This window comes from Streptococcus sp. KCJ4932, assembly GCF_004352745.1.
Taxonomy (GTDB): domain Bacteria; phylum Bacillota; class Bacilli; order Lactobacillales; family Streptococcaceae; genus Streptococcus; species Streptococcus ruminicola.
On sequence record NZ_SJWW01000005.1, the window covers coordinates 1 to 16786 of the forward strand.

The 16786-nt window shown below is 39.2% G+C and carries 19 protein-coding genes and 1 tRNA gene; 16 read left to right on the forward strand and 4 right to left on the reverse strand.

Going from position 1 to position 16786, the window contains the following annotated elements; translation table 11 throughout:
* Window positions 1-8 precede the first annotated feature (8 nt).
* Window positions 9-82: transfer RNA gene (locus E0E02_RS03040), tRNA-Asn, on the forward strand.
* 142 nt (window positions 83-224) lie between these two features.
* Entirely contained in the window at window positions 225-701 is a 477-nt protein-coding gene (locus E0E02_RS03045) for a sigma-70 family RNA polymerase sigma factor (RefSeq protein ID WP_133017810.1), read from the forward strand.
* A gap of 29 nt (window positions 702-730) precedes the next feature.
* Here E0E02_RS03045 and E0E02_RS03050 read toward each other — a convergent pair whose 3' ends face one another.
* Entirely contained in the window at window positions 731-2089 is a 1359-nt protein-coding gene (locus E0E02_RS03050) for an aspartate kinase (RefSeq protein ID WP_133017811.1), read from the reverse strand.
* A gap of 96 nt (window positions 2090-2185) precedes the next feature.
* On the opposite strand from E0E02_RS03050, the gene E0E02_RS03055 reads away from it, so the two are divergent.
* The 14 genes from E0E02_RS03055 (at window position 2186) to E0E02_RS03120 (ending at window position 13761) form a co-directional block, all read left to right on the forward strand.
* Complete coding sequence (locus E0E02_RS03055; RefSeq protein WP_133017812.1) at window positions 2186-2833, forward strand: HAD family phosphatase; 648 nt, start codon at window positions 2186-2188, stop codon at window positions 2831-2833.
* A 190-nt stretch (window positions 2834-3023) separates the two neighbouring features.
* Window positions 3024-3812, forward strand: coding sequence for an enoyl-CoA hydratase (locus tag E0E02_RS03060; protein WP_039695989.1), 789 nt, complete (start codon window positions 3024-3026; stop codon window positions 3810-3812).
* Window positions 3813-3927: 115 nt separating this feature from the next.
* Entirely contained in the window at window positions 3928-4362 is a 435-nt protein-coding gene (locus E0E02_RS03065) for a MarR family transcriptional regulator (RefSeq protein WP_039695988.1), read from the forward strand.
* A gap of 2 nt (window positions 4363-4364) precedes the next feature.
* The gene (locus tag E0E02_RS03070; protein ID WP_133017813.1) at window positions 4365-5339 is read left to right on the forward strand and encodes a beta-ketoacyl-ACP synthase III; all 975 of its coding nucleotides are present in this window, start codon (window positions 4365-4367) and stop codon (window positions 5337-5339) included.
* A gap of 60 nt (window positions 5340-5399) precedes the next feature.
* On the forward strand, window positions 5400-5624 hold the full coding sequence (locus E0E02_RS03075; protein WP_006531079.1) for an acyl carrier protein: 225 nt from the start codon (window positions 5400-5402) through the stop codon (window positions 5622-5624).
* A 164-nt stretch (window positions 5625-5788) separates the two neighbouring features.
* Window positions 5789-6757 (forward strand): enoyl-[acyl-carrier-protein] reductase FabK, encoded by a 969-nt coding sequence (gene fabK / locus E0E02_RS03080; RefSeq protein WP_074603751.1) that lies wholly within the window; start codon window positions 5789-5791, stop codon window positions 6755-6757.
* 45 nt (window positions 6758-6802) lie between these two features.
* The gene (gene fabD / locus E0E02_RS03085) at window positions 6803-7723 is read left to right on the forward strand and encodes an ACP S-malonyltransferase (protein ID WP_039695984.1); all 921 of its coding nucleotides are present in this window, start codon (window positions 6803-6805) and stop codon (window positions 7721-7723) included.
* A gap of 9 nt (window positions 7724-7732) precedes the next feature.
* Complete coding sequence (fabG, locus tag E0E02_RS03090; protein WP_074603749.1) at window positions 7733-8464, forward strand: 3-oxoacyl-[acyl-carrier-protein] reductase; 732 nt, start codon at window positions 7733-7735, stop codon at window positions 8462-8464.
* Between the two features lie 66 nt (window positions 8465-8530).
* Window positions 8531-9763, forward strand: a complete 1233-nt coding sequence (gene fabF / locus E0E02_RS03095; protein WP_006531083.1) for a beta-ketoacyl-ACP synthase II — start codon at window positions 8531-8533, stop codon at window positions 9761-9763.
* A gap of 2 nt (window positions 9764-9765) precedes the next feature.
* Window positions 9766-10239 (forward strand): acetyl-CoA carboxylase biotin carboxyl carrier protein, encoded by a 474-nt coding sequence (accB, locus tag E0E02_RS03100; RefSeq protein ID WP_133017814.1) that lies wholly within the window; start codon window positions 9766-9768, stop codon window positions 10237-10239.
* Complete coding sequence (fabZ, locus tag E0E02_RS03105; protein ID WP_003067515.1) at window positions 10236-10658, forward strand: 3-hydroxyacyl-ACP dehydratase FabZ; 423 nt, start codon at window positions 10236-10238, stop codon at window positions 10656-10658. Before accB ends, fabZ begins: the two co-directional genes overlap by 4 nt.
* Before the next feature lie 87 nt (window positions 10659-10745).
* A complete protein-coding gene (locus E0E02_RS03110) occupies window positions 10746-12116 on the forward strand; it encodes an acetyl-CoA carboxylase biotin carboxylase subunit (RefSeq protein ID WP_039695979.1) in 1371 nt (456 codons plus the stop codon).
* 8 nt (window positions 12117-12124) lie between these two features.
* Window positions 12125-12991, forward strand: coding sequence for an acetyl-CoA carboxylase, carboxyltransferase subunit beta (accD, locus tag E0E02_RS03115; RefSeq protein ID WP_133017815.1), 867 nt, complete (start codon window positions 12125-12127; stop codon window positions 12989-12991).
* Entirely contained in the window at window positions 12988-13761 is a 774-nt protein-coding gene (locus E0E02_RS03120; RefSeq protein WP_074565159.1) for an acetyl-CoA carboxylase carboxyl transferase subunit alpha, read from the forward strand. Before accD ends, E0E02_RS03120 begins: the two co-directional genes overlap by 4 nt.
* Before the next feature lie 127 nt (window positions 13762-13888).
* On the opposite strand, the gene serS is transcribed toward E0E02_RS03120, so the two are convergent.
* The 3 genes from serS to E0E02_RS03135 form a co-directional block, all read right to left on the reverse strand.
* Complete coding sequence (serS, locus tag E0E02_RS03125) at window positions 13889-15166, reverse strand: serine--tRNA ligase (protein ID WP_133017816.1); 1278 nt, start codon at window positions 15164-15166, stop codon at window positions 13889-13891.
* Between the two features lie 247 nt (window positions 15167-15413).
* Complete coding sequence (locus E0E02_RS03130; RefSeq protein ID WP_074603739.1) at window positions 15414-15785, reverse strand: DUF956 family protein; 372 nt, start codon at window positions 15783-15785, stop codon at window positions 15414-15416.
* Between the two features lie 77 nt (window positions 15786-15862).
* Window positions 15863-16774: a PTS system mannose/fructose/sorbose family transporter subunit IID gene (locus E0E02_RS03135; RefSeq protein WP_074565156.1), complete on the reverse strand. Its 912-nt coding sequence runs from the start codon at window positions 16772-16774 to the stop codon at window positions 15863-15865.
* Window positions 16775-16786: the final 12 nt, after the last annotated feature.

Sequence of the window (16786 nt, forward strand, 5' to 3'; positions counted from 1 at the left end):
AGCATTTATCCGCCATAGCTCAGTTGGTAGTAGCGCATGACTGTTAATCATGATGTCGTAGGTTCGAGTCCTACTGGCGGAGTTTAAAAGCGGTAGACGGAGAGCAACTCATTGAGTTGCTTTTTTTCTGCATTCATTTGGACATTTTTGTCATGTTCCTTTTTCCTAATCCTTTCTATAATAAGGGTACCTTAACAATAAAAAGGAAAAAGGAGATCGTAGCAGTGGATTTTGAACGCTATTTTCAAACGGTTAAACCAATTATTTTAAAATTACGCCGTCATTATTTTGTTAAACTCTGGGACTATGAGGATTGGATTCAAGAGGGTAGAATTGTTTTCTTTCAACTCTTAGAGGAGCATCCAGACCTTTTAATTAATGAAGGCAAACGCTATAGTTACTTTAAAACAAAATTTTCTAACCATGTTAAAGATACTATCCGCCATCAGGAATCCTTTAAACGGAAATTTAATCGCATGCCTTATGAGGAAATCGGTGATATTAGTCACTGTGTGCCCCAGGTATCTTTCTTTGAAGTCGCAGATTACGTGGCTTATCAGGATAGCTTAGCTCGTCTACGAAGAACATTGGGAACAGAAGACCGACTGAAGTTGGAAAAAGTGATTCGTGGGGAACGTTTTGAAGGGAAGAAAGCCTTTTTAAAAAGCATTGAACCGTATTTCTCAGATTTTAGACCATAAGAAAAGACCAGATTATTCTGGCCTTTTGCTTACTCTTCTGATCGGAAGAAGGATTTGTATAGGGCACGAACTGCCTCTTTTTCGTGTTCTGTTTGTGTAACGAACATGACAGATACTTCGCTTGATCCTTGAGAAATCATTTCCAAGTTAATGTGTCTATCTGAAAGTGCTTTGGTTGCTGTTGCTGTGACACCAATATGGTTTTTCATATCTTCACCTACAATCATGATGATTGAAAGATTGTGTTCGATATCGACTTCATCTACGCCAAGTTCACGAGTTAAGTATGAAGTGATTTCTTGTTCTTTGATTGGTGTAAGTTCACGTTCGCGAACGATGACTGACATGTCATCGATACCTGTTGGAATGTGTTCCCAACGGATGTTTAAGTCTTCAAGAATTTGAAGGACTTTGCGACCAAAACCGACTTCGCGGTTCATAAGGTATTTAGACAAGTTGATACTTGCAAACTCGTCATCAGCAGCGATACCAATAACAGGAACTGTAGGCCCACTGTGTTTTAATGTAATACGTGTTCCTGGGTGTTCGGGGTTGTTTGTATTTTTGATGACGAGAGGAATTTTACCTCGGTAAGCAGGAATAAGTGCTTCATCGTGGAGCACTGAAAATCCAGCATAAGCAAGTTCACGCATTTCACGGTATGTTAATTCTTGGATTGTGTGAGGTTTGTGAACCACTCCTGGGTGAGCTGCAAAGATACCATCGACATCAGTAAAGTTTTCATACAAGTCTGCTTTGACACCTGCAGCAACGATAGAACCTGAAATATCTGAACCACCACGTGAGAAAGTACAGATTTGGCCATCAACTGTAACTCCAAAGAAGCCTGGGATAACAAGGATTTCTTCTGAGTCACGCAATTCTTCAAGCTTATCATAGCTTGATGGAAGAATACGAGCATTTCCTGGTTCACTTGAAACAATGATACCTGCTTCTTTAGGGTGAACATAGCGTGCATTGAGTCCATTTTTACGGAAAAATTCTGCTACAAGCTTAGCGTTATTATCTTCACCAGCTGCAAGAAATGTGTCATATAGGAATTTGTTACATTCAATTGGGAGTGTTGCAAGATTTGTAATCGCACCTGCAATTTTGCTCATAATTGATGAACTGAGTCCAAGCTCATCTGCAATGGCTTGGTAACGGTTGATAATCCATTCTTGTGCAGCAGTGACATCATCACCTGAGGTGTAGTTCTTGTAATACTTAATAAGAGCATCGGTTACCTTAGTATCTTCTGAGTTACGTTTTCCGGGTGCTGATACAACAACAAAACGTCGTTCATTATCAGATTTTACAATATTCAAAACTTTTTTTAGTTGTTCAGCCGAAGCCAGTGAACTACCACCAAATTTGATTACTTTCATGACCTTCTCCACTTTTCTAAAATTTGTATACAATTATAGCAAAATTCTGAAAATTTGTCAGTAGTTTTTCAAATAAAAAGATAGTATAATAGAGGAATGGAAAAATTTAAAGCAATTATTTTTGATATGGATGGTGTCTTATTCGATACTGAAACGTTTTATTATCGCCGTCGCGAGAAGTTCTTGGCTGACAAAGGGATTAGTATAAAGCACTTACCGCCTAGCTTTTTTATCGGTGGCAATATGAAACAAATTTGGCCAGACATTTTGCGTGACGATTTGGACAAATGGGATACTGATCAGCTACAAAAAGAGTATTCTATTTACAAAAAAACGCATCCGCTTCCTTACAAAGACTTGATTTTTGAAGATACTTTTAAAGTGGTCAAAGGACTTTTTGAGAAGGGGTACCGTTTAGGGCTTGCTTCTAGTTCAACTAAACATGATATTTTGAAAGCTCTTGAAGAAACTCAGTTGTTAGCGTATTTTTCAGTGATTTTATCAGGTGAGGAATTTGAAAAAGGAAAACCACATCCTGCGATTTATCAAGAAGCACGAAAACAACTTGGTTTTAACAATGATGAAACGCTAGTTATTGAAGACAGCGAAAAAGGTATTCAGGCTGGTGTTTCTGCCGATTTAGAGGTTTGGGCAATTGAAGATCAGTTATTTGATATGAACCAAAGTAAGGCAAGTCGTCTGGTGAATAATCTAACACAAGTTATTGAAGAATTAAGCAAATAATGTGATGAAAGTAGGGGTAATCCTACTTTTTTTGAATAATAGTTTGATAGTTTAAATATTAATAAATCAAACTAAATTAATCAAAATGTGATTTTTTTCTTGATTTATCAATGAATAATGTGCTAAAATAGCTGGTGCTAAATAGTTAAATTATCAAACTATTTTTATCACATCTGATGGAGGTAGGTAGATGTCTTTCGATAATGTGATTTATGAAAAGGGAGAAGTCGCAACTTTGACCTTGAATCGCCCAGATATTTCGAATGGTTTTAATATTCCAACTTGTCAAGAAATTCTTGAGGTTTTAGACTTAGTGAAAACAGATGATTCTGTGAAAATTTTGGTCATTCAAGCAGTTGGTAAAGTCTTTTCAATTGGTGGGGACTTGGCTGAGATGCAACGTGCGGTTGAATCTGATAACGTCGAATCACTAGTTGAAATTGCAAGTTTAGTTAATAAAATTTCCTTTGCCATGAAAAAATTACCAAAACCAGTGATTATGAGCGTAGATGGTGCGGTTGCTGGTGCAGCAGCAAATATGGCTGTTGCGGCGGATTTTGTGGTCGCAAGTGAAAAAGCCAAATTTATTCAAGCCTTTGTTGGTGTTGGTCTTGCTCCTGATGCTGGAGGACTTTTCTTGATGAGTCGCGCTATCGGAACAACACGTGCGGTTCAGTTAGCTATGACTGGTGAAGGGGTAAATGCAGAAAAAGCCTTTGAATATGGCATTGTTTATCGTCTTTGTGAATCTGAAAAACTAGAAAGAACGACAAATCAGTTAACGAAACGTCTGCTTCGCGGTTCAATTAATTCATACCGTGCCATCAAGGAAATGTCTTGGAAAGCCCAATATGAAGGCTGGGAAGACTATACAAAACTTGAATTGCAACTTCAAGAAGAATTAGCTTTTAAGGAAGATTTCAAAGAAGGTGTTCGTGCTTTTGCTGAAAAACGCCGTCCGAAATTTTCAGGAAAGTAATGTAAATAATAGTTTGATTTTCAAATTATTTTTCCAGTTTGACCCGAAATACCTTGCAAAATATTTTGATGTTTGATATACTTTGATTGTCAAAGTTTATTTAGGAGGTGAAATCTTGGATTATAATAGAATTAATGAATATTTGGTTGATATTTTTAATCGTGTTCAGGTTATCGAAGAGACTAGTTTGCGAACAAGTCAATTCAACGATGTTTCATTAAAGGAAATGCATACCATTGAGATTATTGGTAAGAATTCTAATGTGACTCCAAGTGATATTGCACGTGAGTTGATGTTGACCCTCGGTACAATAACCACTAGTTTAAATAAGCTTGAGGCAAAAGGTTATATTGAAAGACGACGTTCGAAATTGGACCGTCGTGTGGTTCATTTAACTTTGACAAAAAAAGGAAGATTATTAGATAGGCTTCATCATAAATTCCACAAAAATATGGTTTCTCATATTGCGGAAGACATGAATGAAGAAGAACTAGAAGCTCTTTTGAGAGGGCTTAAAAATCTTCACAAGTTTCTTGAGGAGTTAATGTAATAATGGTATTTGCAAGAATTGCTCAGGCAGCAGCCTATGCCCCTGAACAAGTGATTACAAACGATGATTTGTCTGAAATCATGGACACCAGCGATGAATGGATTTCATCACGTACGGGAATTAGAAGACGACATATCACTCGAGATGAAACAACTAGTGATTTAGGGACGCAAGTTGCCAAGCAACTACTTTCAAAAGCTGGTTTATCAGCTGTGGATATTGATTTCATCATTGTTGCAACAATTACCCCTGATAGTCTGATGCCGTCAACAGCAGCTCGTATTCAAGGAAATATCGGTGCTGTAAATGCTTTTGCCATGGATGTGACAGCAGCATGTAGTGGCTTTGTGTTTGCTCTTTCGACTGCGGATAAATTTATTCAATCGGGTATCTATAAGCGCGGTATCGTCATTGGTGCTGAAACATTGTCAAAAACACTGGACTGGTCTGACCGAAGCACTTCAGTTTTATTTGGTGATGGTGCTGGTGGTGTTTTGCTTGAAGCAACAGAAACAAAATATTTCCTAGCAGAATCATTAAATACTGATGGAAGTCGTGGTCTTAGCTTGACATCAGCCAAAGTTGGCTTGTCTTCACCATTTTCTGAAAAAGAAGAGGATGATAAGTTCTTGAAAATGGATGGTAGGGCTATCTTTGATTTTGCAATCAGAGATGTGGCTAAGAGTATCAAGACTCTTATTGATGCTTCTGAAGTTTCAGCTGAAGATCTTGACTATTTGCTTTTGCATCAGGCTAATATTCGCATCTTGGATAAAATGGCACGAAAAATGTCTATTGACCGAGATAAGTTTTTGGCAAATATGATGGAATATGGTAATACCAGTGCGGCGAGTATTCCAATTCTCTTATCAGAATCAGTGGATAAGGGACTTATCAAATTAGATGGTTCTCAGACAATTCTTCTATCAGGATTTGGTGGAGGTTTGACATGGGGAAGTCTAATTGTTAAAATCTAGTTACAAACTTGTGCATTATAGCATGAGATATTATATATATTTATTAAGGAGAAATTAATCATGGCAGTATTTGAAAAAGTACAAGAAATTATCGTTGAAGAACTTGGTAAAGAAGCAGAAGAAGTTAAATTGGAAACTACTTTCGATGAACTTGATGCTGACTCACTTGATGTTTTCCAAGTAATTTCTGAAATTGAAGATGCATTTGATATCCAAATCGAAACTGAAGAAGGTCTTAACACTGTAGGTGACTTGGTTGCTTACGTTGAAGAAAAAACAAAATAATGACATGGCTGGAGTTGGGATTAAAAACTAACTCCACTATATATTTAGTAGAAAGGGCTGTGGGATAGGTTGCTAGTAAGCGAAAACTTATCTTACTCCCTCTCTTCTTATTATGATAGTTTGACTATCAAATTATTGTTTGGTAAAGACTAAGAAGGTTTAACATGAAAACACGTATTACAGAATTATTAAATATCAAATATCCAATTTTTCAAGGAGGTATGGCTTGGGTTGCTGATGGTGACTTGGCTGGTGCCGTTTCAAACGCTGGTGGTTTAGGTATTATCGGTGGTGGTAATGCCCCTAAAGAAGTTGTTAAAGCAAATATTGATAAGGTTAAACAAATTACTGATAAACCTTTTGGTGTTAATATTATGCTTTTGTCACCATTTGTTGATGACATTGTTGATCTTGTGATTGAAGAAGGGGTCAAAGTTGTCACAACTGGTGCTGGTAATCCAGGTAAATACATGGAACGTTTTCACGAAGCAGGTATCACTGTCATTCCAGTTGTTCCTAGTGTTGCGCTTGCAAAACGTATGGAAAAACTTGGTGCAGATGCGGTTATCGCTGAAGGTATGGAAGCTGGTGGTCATATTGGTAAATTGACAACAATGACTCTTGTGCGTCAAGTTGTTGATGCGGTTAGTATTCCAGTTATTGGTGCTGGTGGTGTCGGTGATGGACGTGGTGCAGCAGCTGTCTTTATGCTTGGTGCTGAAGCCGTTCAAGTGGGAACTCGCTTTGCTGTTGCCAAAGAATCTAATGCTCACCAAAACTTCAAAGACAAAATTTTAAAAGCAAAAGATATTGATACGGTTATTTCTGCGTCTGTCGTTGGACATCCAGTACGTGCCGTTAAAAATAAATTGACAACATCATATGCTCACGCAGAGAAAGACTTCTTGGCAGGTCGTAAGACAAAAGAAGACATCGAAGTATTGGGAGCAGGTGCTTTGCGTAATGCTGTTGTCGATGGTGATGTTGTGACTGGTTCAGTCATGGCAGGTCAAATCGCAGGTTTGATTCGTAAAGAAGAAACATGTGAAGAAATCTTAAAAGATCTCTACTATGGAGCTCAAGAAGTTATCTTAGAAGAAGCTAAACGTTGGGCTGATATTGAGAAAGATTAAAATTTCTATTTAAATAAAAAATCAAATTCCGTTTGGGAGGATTTAATGACGAAAACTGCCTTTTTATTTGCTGGTCAAGGGGCTCAAAAACTTGGAATGGCAAGTGATTTATACGAAAAATATCCTATTGTAAGGGAGACTTTTGATCAAGCTAGTTCTATTCTTGGCTATAATCTTCGTGATTTAATTGATAAGGAAGAGGATAAATTAAATCAAACACGCTATACACAGCCAGCTATTTTGACAACTTCTGTTGCGATTTATCGTTTATTGCAAGAGAAGGGCTTTAAAGCAGATATGGTTGCAGGGCTTTCACTTGGTGAGTATTCAGCCTTGGTAGCTTCAGGAGCTTTAAACTTTGAAGATGCTGTTGCTTTGGTGGCAAAACGTGGAGAATTTATGGAAACTGCAGCTCCAGCTGGAACTGGGAAAATGGTTGCTGTCATGAATACAGAAGCGTCTCTTATTGAAGAGATTTGTCAAAAAGCTTCTATTAAAGGCGTAGTGACACCAGCTAACTATAATACACCAGCACAGATTGTGATTGGTGGTGAGACTGAAGCTGTGAATTATGCTGTGGAATTGCTTAAGCAAGCTGGTGTGAAACGCCTGATTCCTTTGAAAGTTTCAGGACCTTTCCACACTGCTTTGTTGGCACCTGCTAGCAAACGTTTATCAGAAGTACTTGATAAAGTGACTTTTTCTGATTTTGAAATTCCTTTGATTGGAAATACAGAAGCAAAAGTCATGCAGTACGGTGATATCAAAGCTTTACTTGCTAGACAAGTGAAAGAACCAGTTCGTTTTTATGATTCTATCGAGACCATGCGTAAGCTTGGCATGACAGAAGTTATTGAAATTGGTCCAGGTAAAGTTTTGAGTGGCTTCCTTCGTAAAATTGATAGAAGTATTCCAACAGCAAGTGTTGAAGACGAAGCAAGCTTAAGTGTTTTGCTAGAAAAATAGGAGATAGTCATGGATATCAAAAATAAGAATGTTTTTGTAACTGGGTCAACCCGCGGAATTGGTTTAGCTATTGCCCACCGTTTTGCAAGCCTTGGGGCTAATGTAGTGCTTAACGGTCGTTCAGAAATTTCAGCAGAATTGCTTGATAGCTTTAAAGATTATCAAGTGAAAGTTGCTGCCATTTCTGGTGATGTGTCACAATTTGATGATGCTAAACGCATGGTTGATGAAGCAATCGCGAAACTTGGTTCTGTTGATATTTTGGTTAACAATGCTGGTATCACAAATGATAAATTGATGTTGAAAATGACTGAAGCTGACTTTGAATCAGTGCTTAAAGTGAATTTGACAGGTGCTTTCAACATGACACAATCAGTCTTGAAACCGATGACGAGAGCGCGTCAGGGTGCTATTATTAATTTATCTAGCGTTGTTGGTTTGACAGGAAATGTAGGTCAAGCAAACTATGCAGCTTCAAAAGCTGGTTTGATTGGTTTTACAAAATCAGTTGCGCGTGAAGTTGCCGCACGTGGTGTTCGAGTCAATGCTATTGCTCCTGGATTTATCGAGTCAGATATGACAGATGCGATTCCTGAAAAAATGCAAGAAGCTATTTTGGCAGGTATTCCGATGAAACGTATCGGTAAAGCTGAAGAAGTGGCAACAGTAGCAAGCTTCTTAGCTGAGCAAGAATACTTGACTGGACAAGTCATTGCAATTGATGGTGGTATGGCAATGTAAACTATTGTTTGCTTTGCTGTAATAGTTTAAAATTAGAAGTATAATTTCTCTTAAAAGGAGACAAAAATGACATTAAATAGAGTTGTAGTAACAGGTTACGGTTTAACATCCCCTATCGGAAATACACCAGAAGAATTCTGGAACAATCTTCATGATGGTAAAATTGGTATCGGACCAATTACTAAATTTGATAATTCTGAAATCCCAGTTCATAATGCTGGGGAAATCCATGATTTTCCTTTTGATAAATATTTTGTTCGTAAAGATAAAAACCGCATGGATCAATATTCACTTTATGCGATTTATGCGACTTTAGAAGCTCTTGAAAATGCAAAACTTGATATGGATACAGTTGATCGTGACCGTACTGGTGTCATCGTATCATCTGGTATCGGTGGTTTGCAAGAAATGCAAGAACAAATCATTCGTATGCACGAAAAAGGTATCAAACGTATTCAACCAATGTTCATCCCTAAAGCTTTGTCAAATATGGCTGCTGGTAACATTGCTCTTCGTATTGGTGCGCGTGGTGTATGTAAATCAATCACAACTGCTTGTGCCTCATCTAACGATGCTATCGGTGAAGCATTCCGTGAAATTAAATTCGGTTACCATGACGTGATTTTAGCTGGTGGTGCTGAATCTACAATTAATGAAATTGGTATTGGTGGTTTCAATGCTTTGACTGCCCTTTCTACAACAGAAGACCCAGCTCGCTCTGCTATTCCATTTGATAAAGATCGCAATGGTTTTGTTATGGGTGAAGGTGCTGGTGTGCTTGTTCTTGAAAGTCTTGAACACGCTCAAAAACGTGGTGCAACAATTCTTGCTGAAGTTGTTGGTTATGGTAGCAACTGTGATGCTTACCACCAAACAACACCAACTCCTGATGGTTCAGGTGCTGCAAAAGCTATTGAATTGGCTATCAAAGAAGCTGGTATTTCACCAGAAGATGTTGACTATGTTAACGCACATGGTACATCAACTCAAGCTAATGAAAAAGGTGAAAGCAAAGCTATCGTAACTGTCCTTGGTAAAGATGTTCCAGTCTCTTCAACAAAATCATTCACTGGACACCTTCTTGGTGCTGCTGGTGCTGTTGAAGCTGTCGCAACTATCGAAGCAATTCGCCACAACTACATTCCAATGACTGCTGGTACTCGTGAATTGTCAGAAGACATCGAAGCAAATGTAGTTTACGGACAAGGTCAAGAAGCAGAATTAGAATATGCCATTTCAAATACATTTGGATTTGGCGGACACAATGCTGTTCTAGCATTTAAACGTTGGGAGGCTTAAGCGTGAATATTTCTGAAGTAAAAGACTTGATGGCTCAATTTGACCAGTCAAGCCTACGTGAATTTTCATTTAAAACAGGTGAGTCTGAATTAACATTTAGTAAAAATGAATACACTGCGCCTGTAGCACCAGTTGCTACAGCTGCACCTGTTTCAGCTCCTGTTGAAGTGGCTGCGACACAAGCACCACAAGCAGCACCTGCTGAGGCTGAAGTAGCAGCTGATACTGATATTTTTGCTGAAGGTGAAGAAGTACCAAGCCCACTTGTTGGGGTTGCTTACCTTGCACCAGCTCCAGATAAACCAGCCTTTGTATCAGTTGGTGATGCTGTTAAAAAAGGGCAAACATTGTTAATCATTGAAGCTATGAAAGTCATGAATGAAATTCCAGCTCCAAAAGATGGTATCGTGACAGAAGTGATGGTAAATAACGAAGACGTTGTTGAATTTGGACAAGGATTGGTACGTATTAAATGATTGATATTAAACAAATTCGTGAAGCTTTACCACACCGTTACCCAATGCTTTTGGTTGACCGTGTGCTTGAAGTGAGTGATGATGAAATTGTTGCTGTTAAAAATGTGACAATCAATGAACCATTTTTTAACGGTCACTTTCCAGAATACCCTGTTATGCCAGGGGTTCTCATCATGGAAGCTCTTGCTCAAACAGCAGGTGTTCTAGAACTTTCAAAAGAAGAAAATAAAGGGAAATTGGTCTTTTATGCTGGAATGGATAAAGTGCGTTTCAAAAAACAAGTTGTTCCAGGTGACCAATTGATTATGACAGCGAAATTTGTCAAACGCCGTGGTACGATTGCTGTGGTTGAGGCAAAAGCAGAAGTTGATGGGAAATTAGCAGCTTCTGGCACATTGACGTTTGCTATTGGTAGTTAAGAAATAGTAGTTTAACGTAAACTGTGACAAAAAAAGAATTTTGACTGGAATGCTAATACATTCCAAATAGGAGGAAAAAGCAGACGTATGTTTAAAAAAATATTAATTGCCAATCGTGGAGAAATTGCGGTGCGAATTATTCGTGCGGCACGTGAATTGGGAATCAATACGGTAGCTGTCTATTCTGAAGCTGATAAAAATTCTTTGCATACGATTTTGGCTGATGAAGCAATTTGTATCGGTCCAGCTCGTTCGACAGACTCTTATCTTAATATGAATGCCGTCTTGTCAGCTGCTATTGTAACAGGTGCTGAAGCCATTCACCCTGGATTTGGTTTTTTGAGTGAAAACTCAAAATTTGCAACCATGTGTGAAGAAATGCACATCAAATTTATCGGACCAAGTGCTGAAATCATGGATAAGATGGGAGATAAAATCAATGCCCGTGCTGAAATGATTGCAGCTAATGTTCCGGTTATTCCTGGATCAGATGGTGAAGTTTTTACGGCAGATCAAGCGCTTGAAGTTGCTGAAAAACTTGGCTATCCAGTGATGCTAAAAGCCTCAGCTGGTGGTGGCGGTAAAGGAATCCGTAAAGTTGAATCAGCTCAAGACCTTGTACCAGCTTTTGAGTCAGCTTCTCAAGAAGCTTTGGCAGCGTTTGGGAATGGTGCCATGTACATTGAAAAAGTGGTTTACCCAGCTCGCCATATCGAAGTTCAAATCTTAGGGGATTCTTACGGTAATGTGGTTCACCTTGGTGAACGTGATTGTTCGCTTCAACGTAATAACCAAAAAGTACTTGAAGAAAGTCCATCAATTGCTATCGGTAAAACCCTTCGTGGTAAGATTGGTGATGCAGCTGTACGCGCAGCAAAAGCCGTTGGCTATGAAAATGCAGGTACGATTGAATTCTTGCTCGATGAAAAGACATCACAATTCTACTTCATGGAAATGAATACGCGTGTTCAAGTTGAGCACCCTGTAACAGAATTCGTCACTGGTGTTGATATTGTCAAAGAACAAATTCGTATTGCAGCAGGGCAAGAGTTGTCTGTGACACAAGACGATATTAAAATCACAGGTCATGCTATCGAATGTCGTATCAATGCTGAAAATCCGAAATTTAACTTTGCACCAAGTCCTGGTAAAATCACTGATTTGTATTTGCCAAGCGGTGGTGTTGGCTTACGTGTGGATTCTGCGGTTTATCATGGCTATACCATTCCACCATATTACGACAGTATGATTGCAAAAATCATTGTTCATGGTGAAAATCGTTTTGATGCTTTGATGAAAATGCAACGTGCCCTTTATGAATTGGAAATTGAAGGTGTAACAACAAACGTTGAATTCCAAATGGATTTGATTTGTGATGAGCATGTGATTGCAGGGGATTATGATACTTCATTCTTGATGGAGACATTCTTACCAAACTACAATAAGGAAAATGATTAGGAGATTTCATGGCTTTATTTAGTAAAAAAGATAAGTACATCCGAATTACTCCCAATAACTCTATTAAACAAGCGGAACCTCGCGAAGTTCCTGAGGTTCCTGATGAATTATTTGCTAAGTGTCCAGCTTGTAAGCACATGATTTATCAAAAAGACTTAGGGGTTGCAAAGATTTGTCCAGCTTGTTCTTATAACTTCCGTATTTCTGCTAAAGAACGTTTGGCGATTACAGTAGATGAAGGGAGTTTTGAAGAACTCTTTACTGGGCTTGAAACAAGTGACCCACTTAAGTTTCCTGGTTATCAGGAAAAATTAGCTAAAATGCGTGAAAAGACAGGGCTTGAAGAGGCTGTCGTGACTGGTAAAGCTATGATTAAAGGGGAAAAAGTAGCGCTTGCTATCATGGATTCTAACTTTATCATGGCTTCAATGGGAACAGTCGTCGGCGAAAAAATCACGCGTTTATTTGAAATGGCGACTGCTGAAAAACTACCTGTTGTCATCTTTACAGCGTCAGGTGGTGCTCGTATGCAAGAAGGTATCATGAGTTTGATGCAAATGGCAAAAATTTCAGCTGCTGTTAAACGTCACTCTGAAGCTGGTTTATTCTATTTGACAATCTTGACTGACCCTACAACAGGAGGGGTGACAGCAAGTTTTGCCATGGAAGGTGACATTATTCTAGCAGAACCGCAAGCCTTGGTTGGTTTTGCCGGTCGTCGTGTTATTGAGACAACGGTGCGTGAAAACTTACCTGAAGATTTCCAAAGAGCTGAGTTTCTTTTGGAACATGGTTTTGTGGATGCCATTGTCAAGCGTACAGAAATGCCAGACACTATTGCTAAATTAGTTGCGTTTCATGGAGGTGCCAAATGAGTAGCGACGTATCAAGAATTTTGAAAGAAGCGCGTGATCAAGGGCGTTTGACAACCTTAGAATATGCTAATTTGATTTTTGATGACTTTATGGAACTTCATGGAGATCGTCATTTTGCTGATGACGGAGCAATCGTTGGGGGAATTGCTCGACTTGCCGGTCGTCCTGTGACAGTTATTGGTATTCAAAAAGGGAAAAATTTACAGGAGAATCTAAAACGCAATTTTGGTCAACCGAATCCAGAAGGTTACCGCAAGGCGCTTCGCTTGATGAAACAAGCTGAGAAATTCGGTCGTCCTGTCATTACTTTCATCAATACTGCTGGAGCTTATCCAGGTGTTGGTGCAGAAGAACGCGGACAAGGTGAAGCAATTGCGCGTAACTTGCTTGAGATGAGTGATCTTAAGGTGCCGATTATTGCTATTATCATTGGAGAAGGCGGCTCTGGTGGTGCTTTAGCGCTCGCTGTAGCTGATAAGGTTTGGATGCTTGAACACAGCATGTATGCGATTTTGAGCCCAGAAGGCTTTGCCTCAATCCTTTGGAAAGATGGTTCACGTGCAACCGAAGCAGCAGAACTGATGAAAATAACAGCTGGAGAACTTTACAATATGGGAGTTATCGATAAAGTGATTCCAGAACATGGTTATTTCTCAAGCGAAATCGTTGAGATGATTAAGACAAATCTTATTTCTGAACTAGAGGAGCTTAGCCAACTTCCTTTGAACCAATTACTTGAAAATCGTTATCAACGCTTTAGAAAATTTTAAAAATCCCACATTGTACTAGCCTCAAGTCATAGAAATCATTTTCTTGATTTTGAGGATGGTTCAAAGGGGATTTTTTCTTATAGAAAAACACCTGCTAATCAAGTGATTAGTAGGTGTTTTAGGTTTATTATTTAGGTGAGATAACTTCAGCTCCACCCATGTATGGACGAAGTACTTCTGGAATTGTTACAGAACCATCTTCGTTTTGGTAGTTTTCAAGGATAGCAGCAACTGTACGTCCAACCGCAAGACCTGAACCGTTAAGTGTGTGAAGAAGTTTAACTTTACCATCAGCTTCATCACGGTAACGGATTTGTGCACGACGTGCTTGGAAGTCTTCAGTATTTGAACAGCTTGAGATTTCACGGTAAGTGTTTTGAGCTGGAATCCAAACTTCTAGGTCGTAAGTTTTAGCAGCTGAGAATCCCATGTCTCCAGTACATAGTGTGATAACGCGGTATGGCAAACCAAGTTTTTGAAGAATGTTTTCAGCGTTAGCAACCATTTTTTCCAATTCATCGTATGAAGTTTCAGGTTTAGAGAATTTAACCATTTCAACTTTGTGGAATTGGTGAAGACGAATCAAACCACGTGTGTCACGACCAGCTGAACCAGCTTCTGAACGGAATGATGGGCTCATCGCTGTGAAGTAAACTGGAAGTTCTTTACCGTCAAGGATTTCACCTCGGTAGTAGTTTGTAAGTGGGACTTCAGCAGTTGGGATAAGAACATAGTCAGAATCAGCCAATTCAAATGTGTCTTCTTTGAATTTTGGATATTGACCAGTACCAAACATAGAGTCATGGTTTACCATGTATGGAGGAATAACTTCTGTGTAGCCTTCTTTTGCGTGTTCATCCAACATGAAGTTGTAGATAGCGCGTTCTAGGCGAGCTCCAAGACCTTTGTAGAATAGGAAACGAGAACCAGTAACTTTTGCACCACGTTCCCAGTCAAGGATATCAAGGTCTTCACCAAGATCCCAGTGAGCTTTGATGTCAAAGTTGAATTCACGAGGTGTACCCCAACGACGTACTTCAACGTTTTCGTCTTCGTCAGCACCGACAGGAACATCAGCAGCAGGGATGTTTGGAAGTGTGGCTGTGAATTCAGATAATTTTTCATCGATTTCAGCTAGTTCAGCGTCAGTAGCTTTGATGTCTGCTGACAATTTTTGCATTGCAGCGATTTGTTCAGAAGCGTCTTCTTTGTTGCGTTTTGCTTGAGCGATAGCTGCAGAAGCAGTGTTACGTTCAGCTTTAGCTGATTCAGATTTAACAAGCAATTCACGACGTTTGTCGTCAAGTTCTTTAAGTTCAGCAAGTTTTTCAGCAGCAACGCCACGTGTAGCTAATTTTTTAGCGACTTCGTCGAAATCGTTACGAATACGTTTGATGTCTAACATAAGTTTCCTCCAGTTTTTTTAGCGCTCATAGGGTTAGCTGTGCCCAGATGAACAAAAAGCACAGCATGTTAACTGCTGGAGCGCAATCGCGCGGTTCCATCCAGCTTCACATCCTGTGCACTTAATTTCTATTTTTAATTGATATAACGGTAGAATTTCAGACCTGTCGCTCTATCTGCTCACAGCAACCGCAGACTTTCTGAAAGAGCTCCACTCTTACTTATCCGTACTATTTATTATACTAGATTTATTTCTTTTTGACAAATCCTGTTAGTTTTTTCATAAGGACTTGAACAAGCGTAAGCATACGAACAACTTTGTCGTTTCCGATATGTTGGCGAGCCACTTTTAAGATTTTTCCTGAGTCTTTTGAAGCAAAAAGGAATTTTCCTTTGTCTGTAAAAACTTCAAAGTGACGGCTGACTTTGTTACGAGAAACGTTAGCGCCGATTTTTTCGATGTTTTCCCAAGGAATTTGGATATAATCTTCGACGTTAGCGTCGCTATAAAATTCAAGACCTTTGTTACCGAGAAGGAATTTACCTACTTTTCCTCCCATACCAAGGTAAGAAACACCAGTAGTCGTTAATTCCACGGTAGAATTAATTGATTGAGCCATGTCATCTCCTCTGATTAAGCTTTTAGTCTATTATAACATAATAAAAAAAGAAGGACCGAAATCCTTCCTTTCTTTTATTACATCCAACCGATAACGTGAAGAACGATACCGACGATGAACAATCCGATGATGATTGTGATTGGAGAAACTTTTTTCTTAAGCAACCACATACAGAAGAATGTAAGAAGCAATCCAGCAAGTCCTGGGATCAATGCGTTCAATTGACCTTGAAGTGTGTTAGCTTGTTGTTGAGTTAAGCTAAGACCTTGTGCAACTTGACCAAGGATTTCTTGAAGTTTTTCACCTGTAACAGTTCCGTTAGGGAATTCGATGTAAGCCCCTTTAGACAATTGAGTTGAAGGAAGATCAACAGTGAATTTTACGTTTACCCAACGTTCAACCAAGGCAGCCAAGATGAACATACCAAGGATTGAAGCACCTTTAGTGATTTTTTGGATGATACCACCTGAAAGGTCTTTAGTGATTTCAGAACCAGCTTTGTAACCAAGTTCTTGAGTGTACCACAAGAATGCCATACGGATGATGTTCCATCCGAAGAAGAATAGAAGTGGACCAACGATGTTACCTGATGCAGCAAGTGAAGCACCAAGGGCACCAAGGATAGGACGAACTGTAAACCAGAAGACTGGGTCACCAACACCAGCAAGAGGTCCCATCATACCGATTTTAACCCCTTGGATAGCTGTATCATCAATATCAGCACCATTTGCGCGTTCTTCTTCAAGGGCAAGAGTTACACCGATGATTGGAGCAGCAACGTATGGGTGAGTATTGAAGAATTCCAAGTGACGTTCAAGAGCAGCAGAACGGTCTTCTTTAGATGTATAAAGTTTTTTGATAGCAGGGATCAAAGCGTATGCCCAACCTAAGTTTTGCATACGTTCGTAGTTCCAAGAACCTTGTAGGAAAGTAGAACGCCACCAAACTTTTTTACGATCAGATTTTGATAATTGAAGTTTTTCAGCCATGTTTGTACCCCT

Coding starts and splice junctions, on each gene's coding strand:
- E0E02_RS03050 (WP_133017811.1), bottom strand. CDS start 2,089: ATGAAAGTAATCAAATTTGGTGGTAGTTCACTGGCTTCGGCTGAACAA.
- E0E02_RS03055 (WP_133017812.1), top strand. CDS start 2,186: ATGGAAAAATTTAAAGCAATTATTTTTGATATGGATGGTGTCTTATTC.
- E0E02_RS03060 (WP_039695989.1), top strand. CDS start 3,024: ATGTCTTTCGATAATGTGATTTATGAAAAGGGAGAAGTCGCAACTTTG.
- E0E02_RS03070 (WP_133017813.1), top strand. CDS start 4,365: ATGGTATTTGCAAGAATTGCTCAGGCAGCAGCCTATGCCCCTGAACAA.
- E0E02_RS03075 (WP_006531079.1), top strand. CDS start 5,400: ATGGCAGTATTTGAAAAAGTACAAGAAATTATCGTTGAAGAACTTGGT.
- fabK (WP_074603751.1), top strand. CDS start 5,789: ATGAAAACACGTATTACAGAATTATTAAATATCAAATATCCAATTTTT.
- fabD (WP_039695984.1), top strand. CDS start 6,803: ATGACGAAAACTGCCTTTTTATTTGCTGGTCAAGGGGCTCAAAAACTT.
- fabG (WP_074603749.1), top strand. CDS start 7,733: ATGGATATCAAAAATAAGAATGTTTTTGTAACTGGGTCAACCCGCGGA.
- fabF (WP_006531083.1), top strand. CDS start 8,531: ATGACATTAAATAGAGTTGTAGTAACAGGTTACGGTTTAACATCCCCT.
- fabZ (WP_003067515.1), top strand. CDS start 10,236: ATGATTGATATTAAACAAATTCGTGAAGCTTTACCACACCGTTACCCA.
- E0E02_RS03110 (WP_039695979.1), top strand. CDS start 10,746: ATGTTTAAAAAAATATTAATTGCCAATCGTGGAGAAATTGCGGTGCGA.
- accD (WP_133017815.1), top strand. CDS start 12,125: ATGGCTTTATTTAGTAAAAAAGATAAGTACATCCGAATTACTCCCAAT.
- E0E02_RS03120 (WP_074565159.1), top strand. CDS start 12,988: ATGAGTAGCGACGTATCAAGAATTTTGAAAGAAGCGCGTGATCAAGGG.
- serS (WP_133017816.1), bottom strand. CDS start 15,166: ATGTTAGACATCAAACGTATTCGTAACGATTTCGACGAAGTCGCTAAA.
- E0E02_RS03130 (WP_074603739.1), bottom strand. CDS start 15,785: ATGGCTCAATCAATTAATTCTACCGTGGAATTAACGACTACTGGTGTT.
- E0E02_RS03135 (WP_074565156.1), bottom strand. CDS start 16,774: ATGGCTGAAAAACTTCAATTATCAAAATCTGATCGTAAAAAAGTTTGG.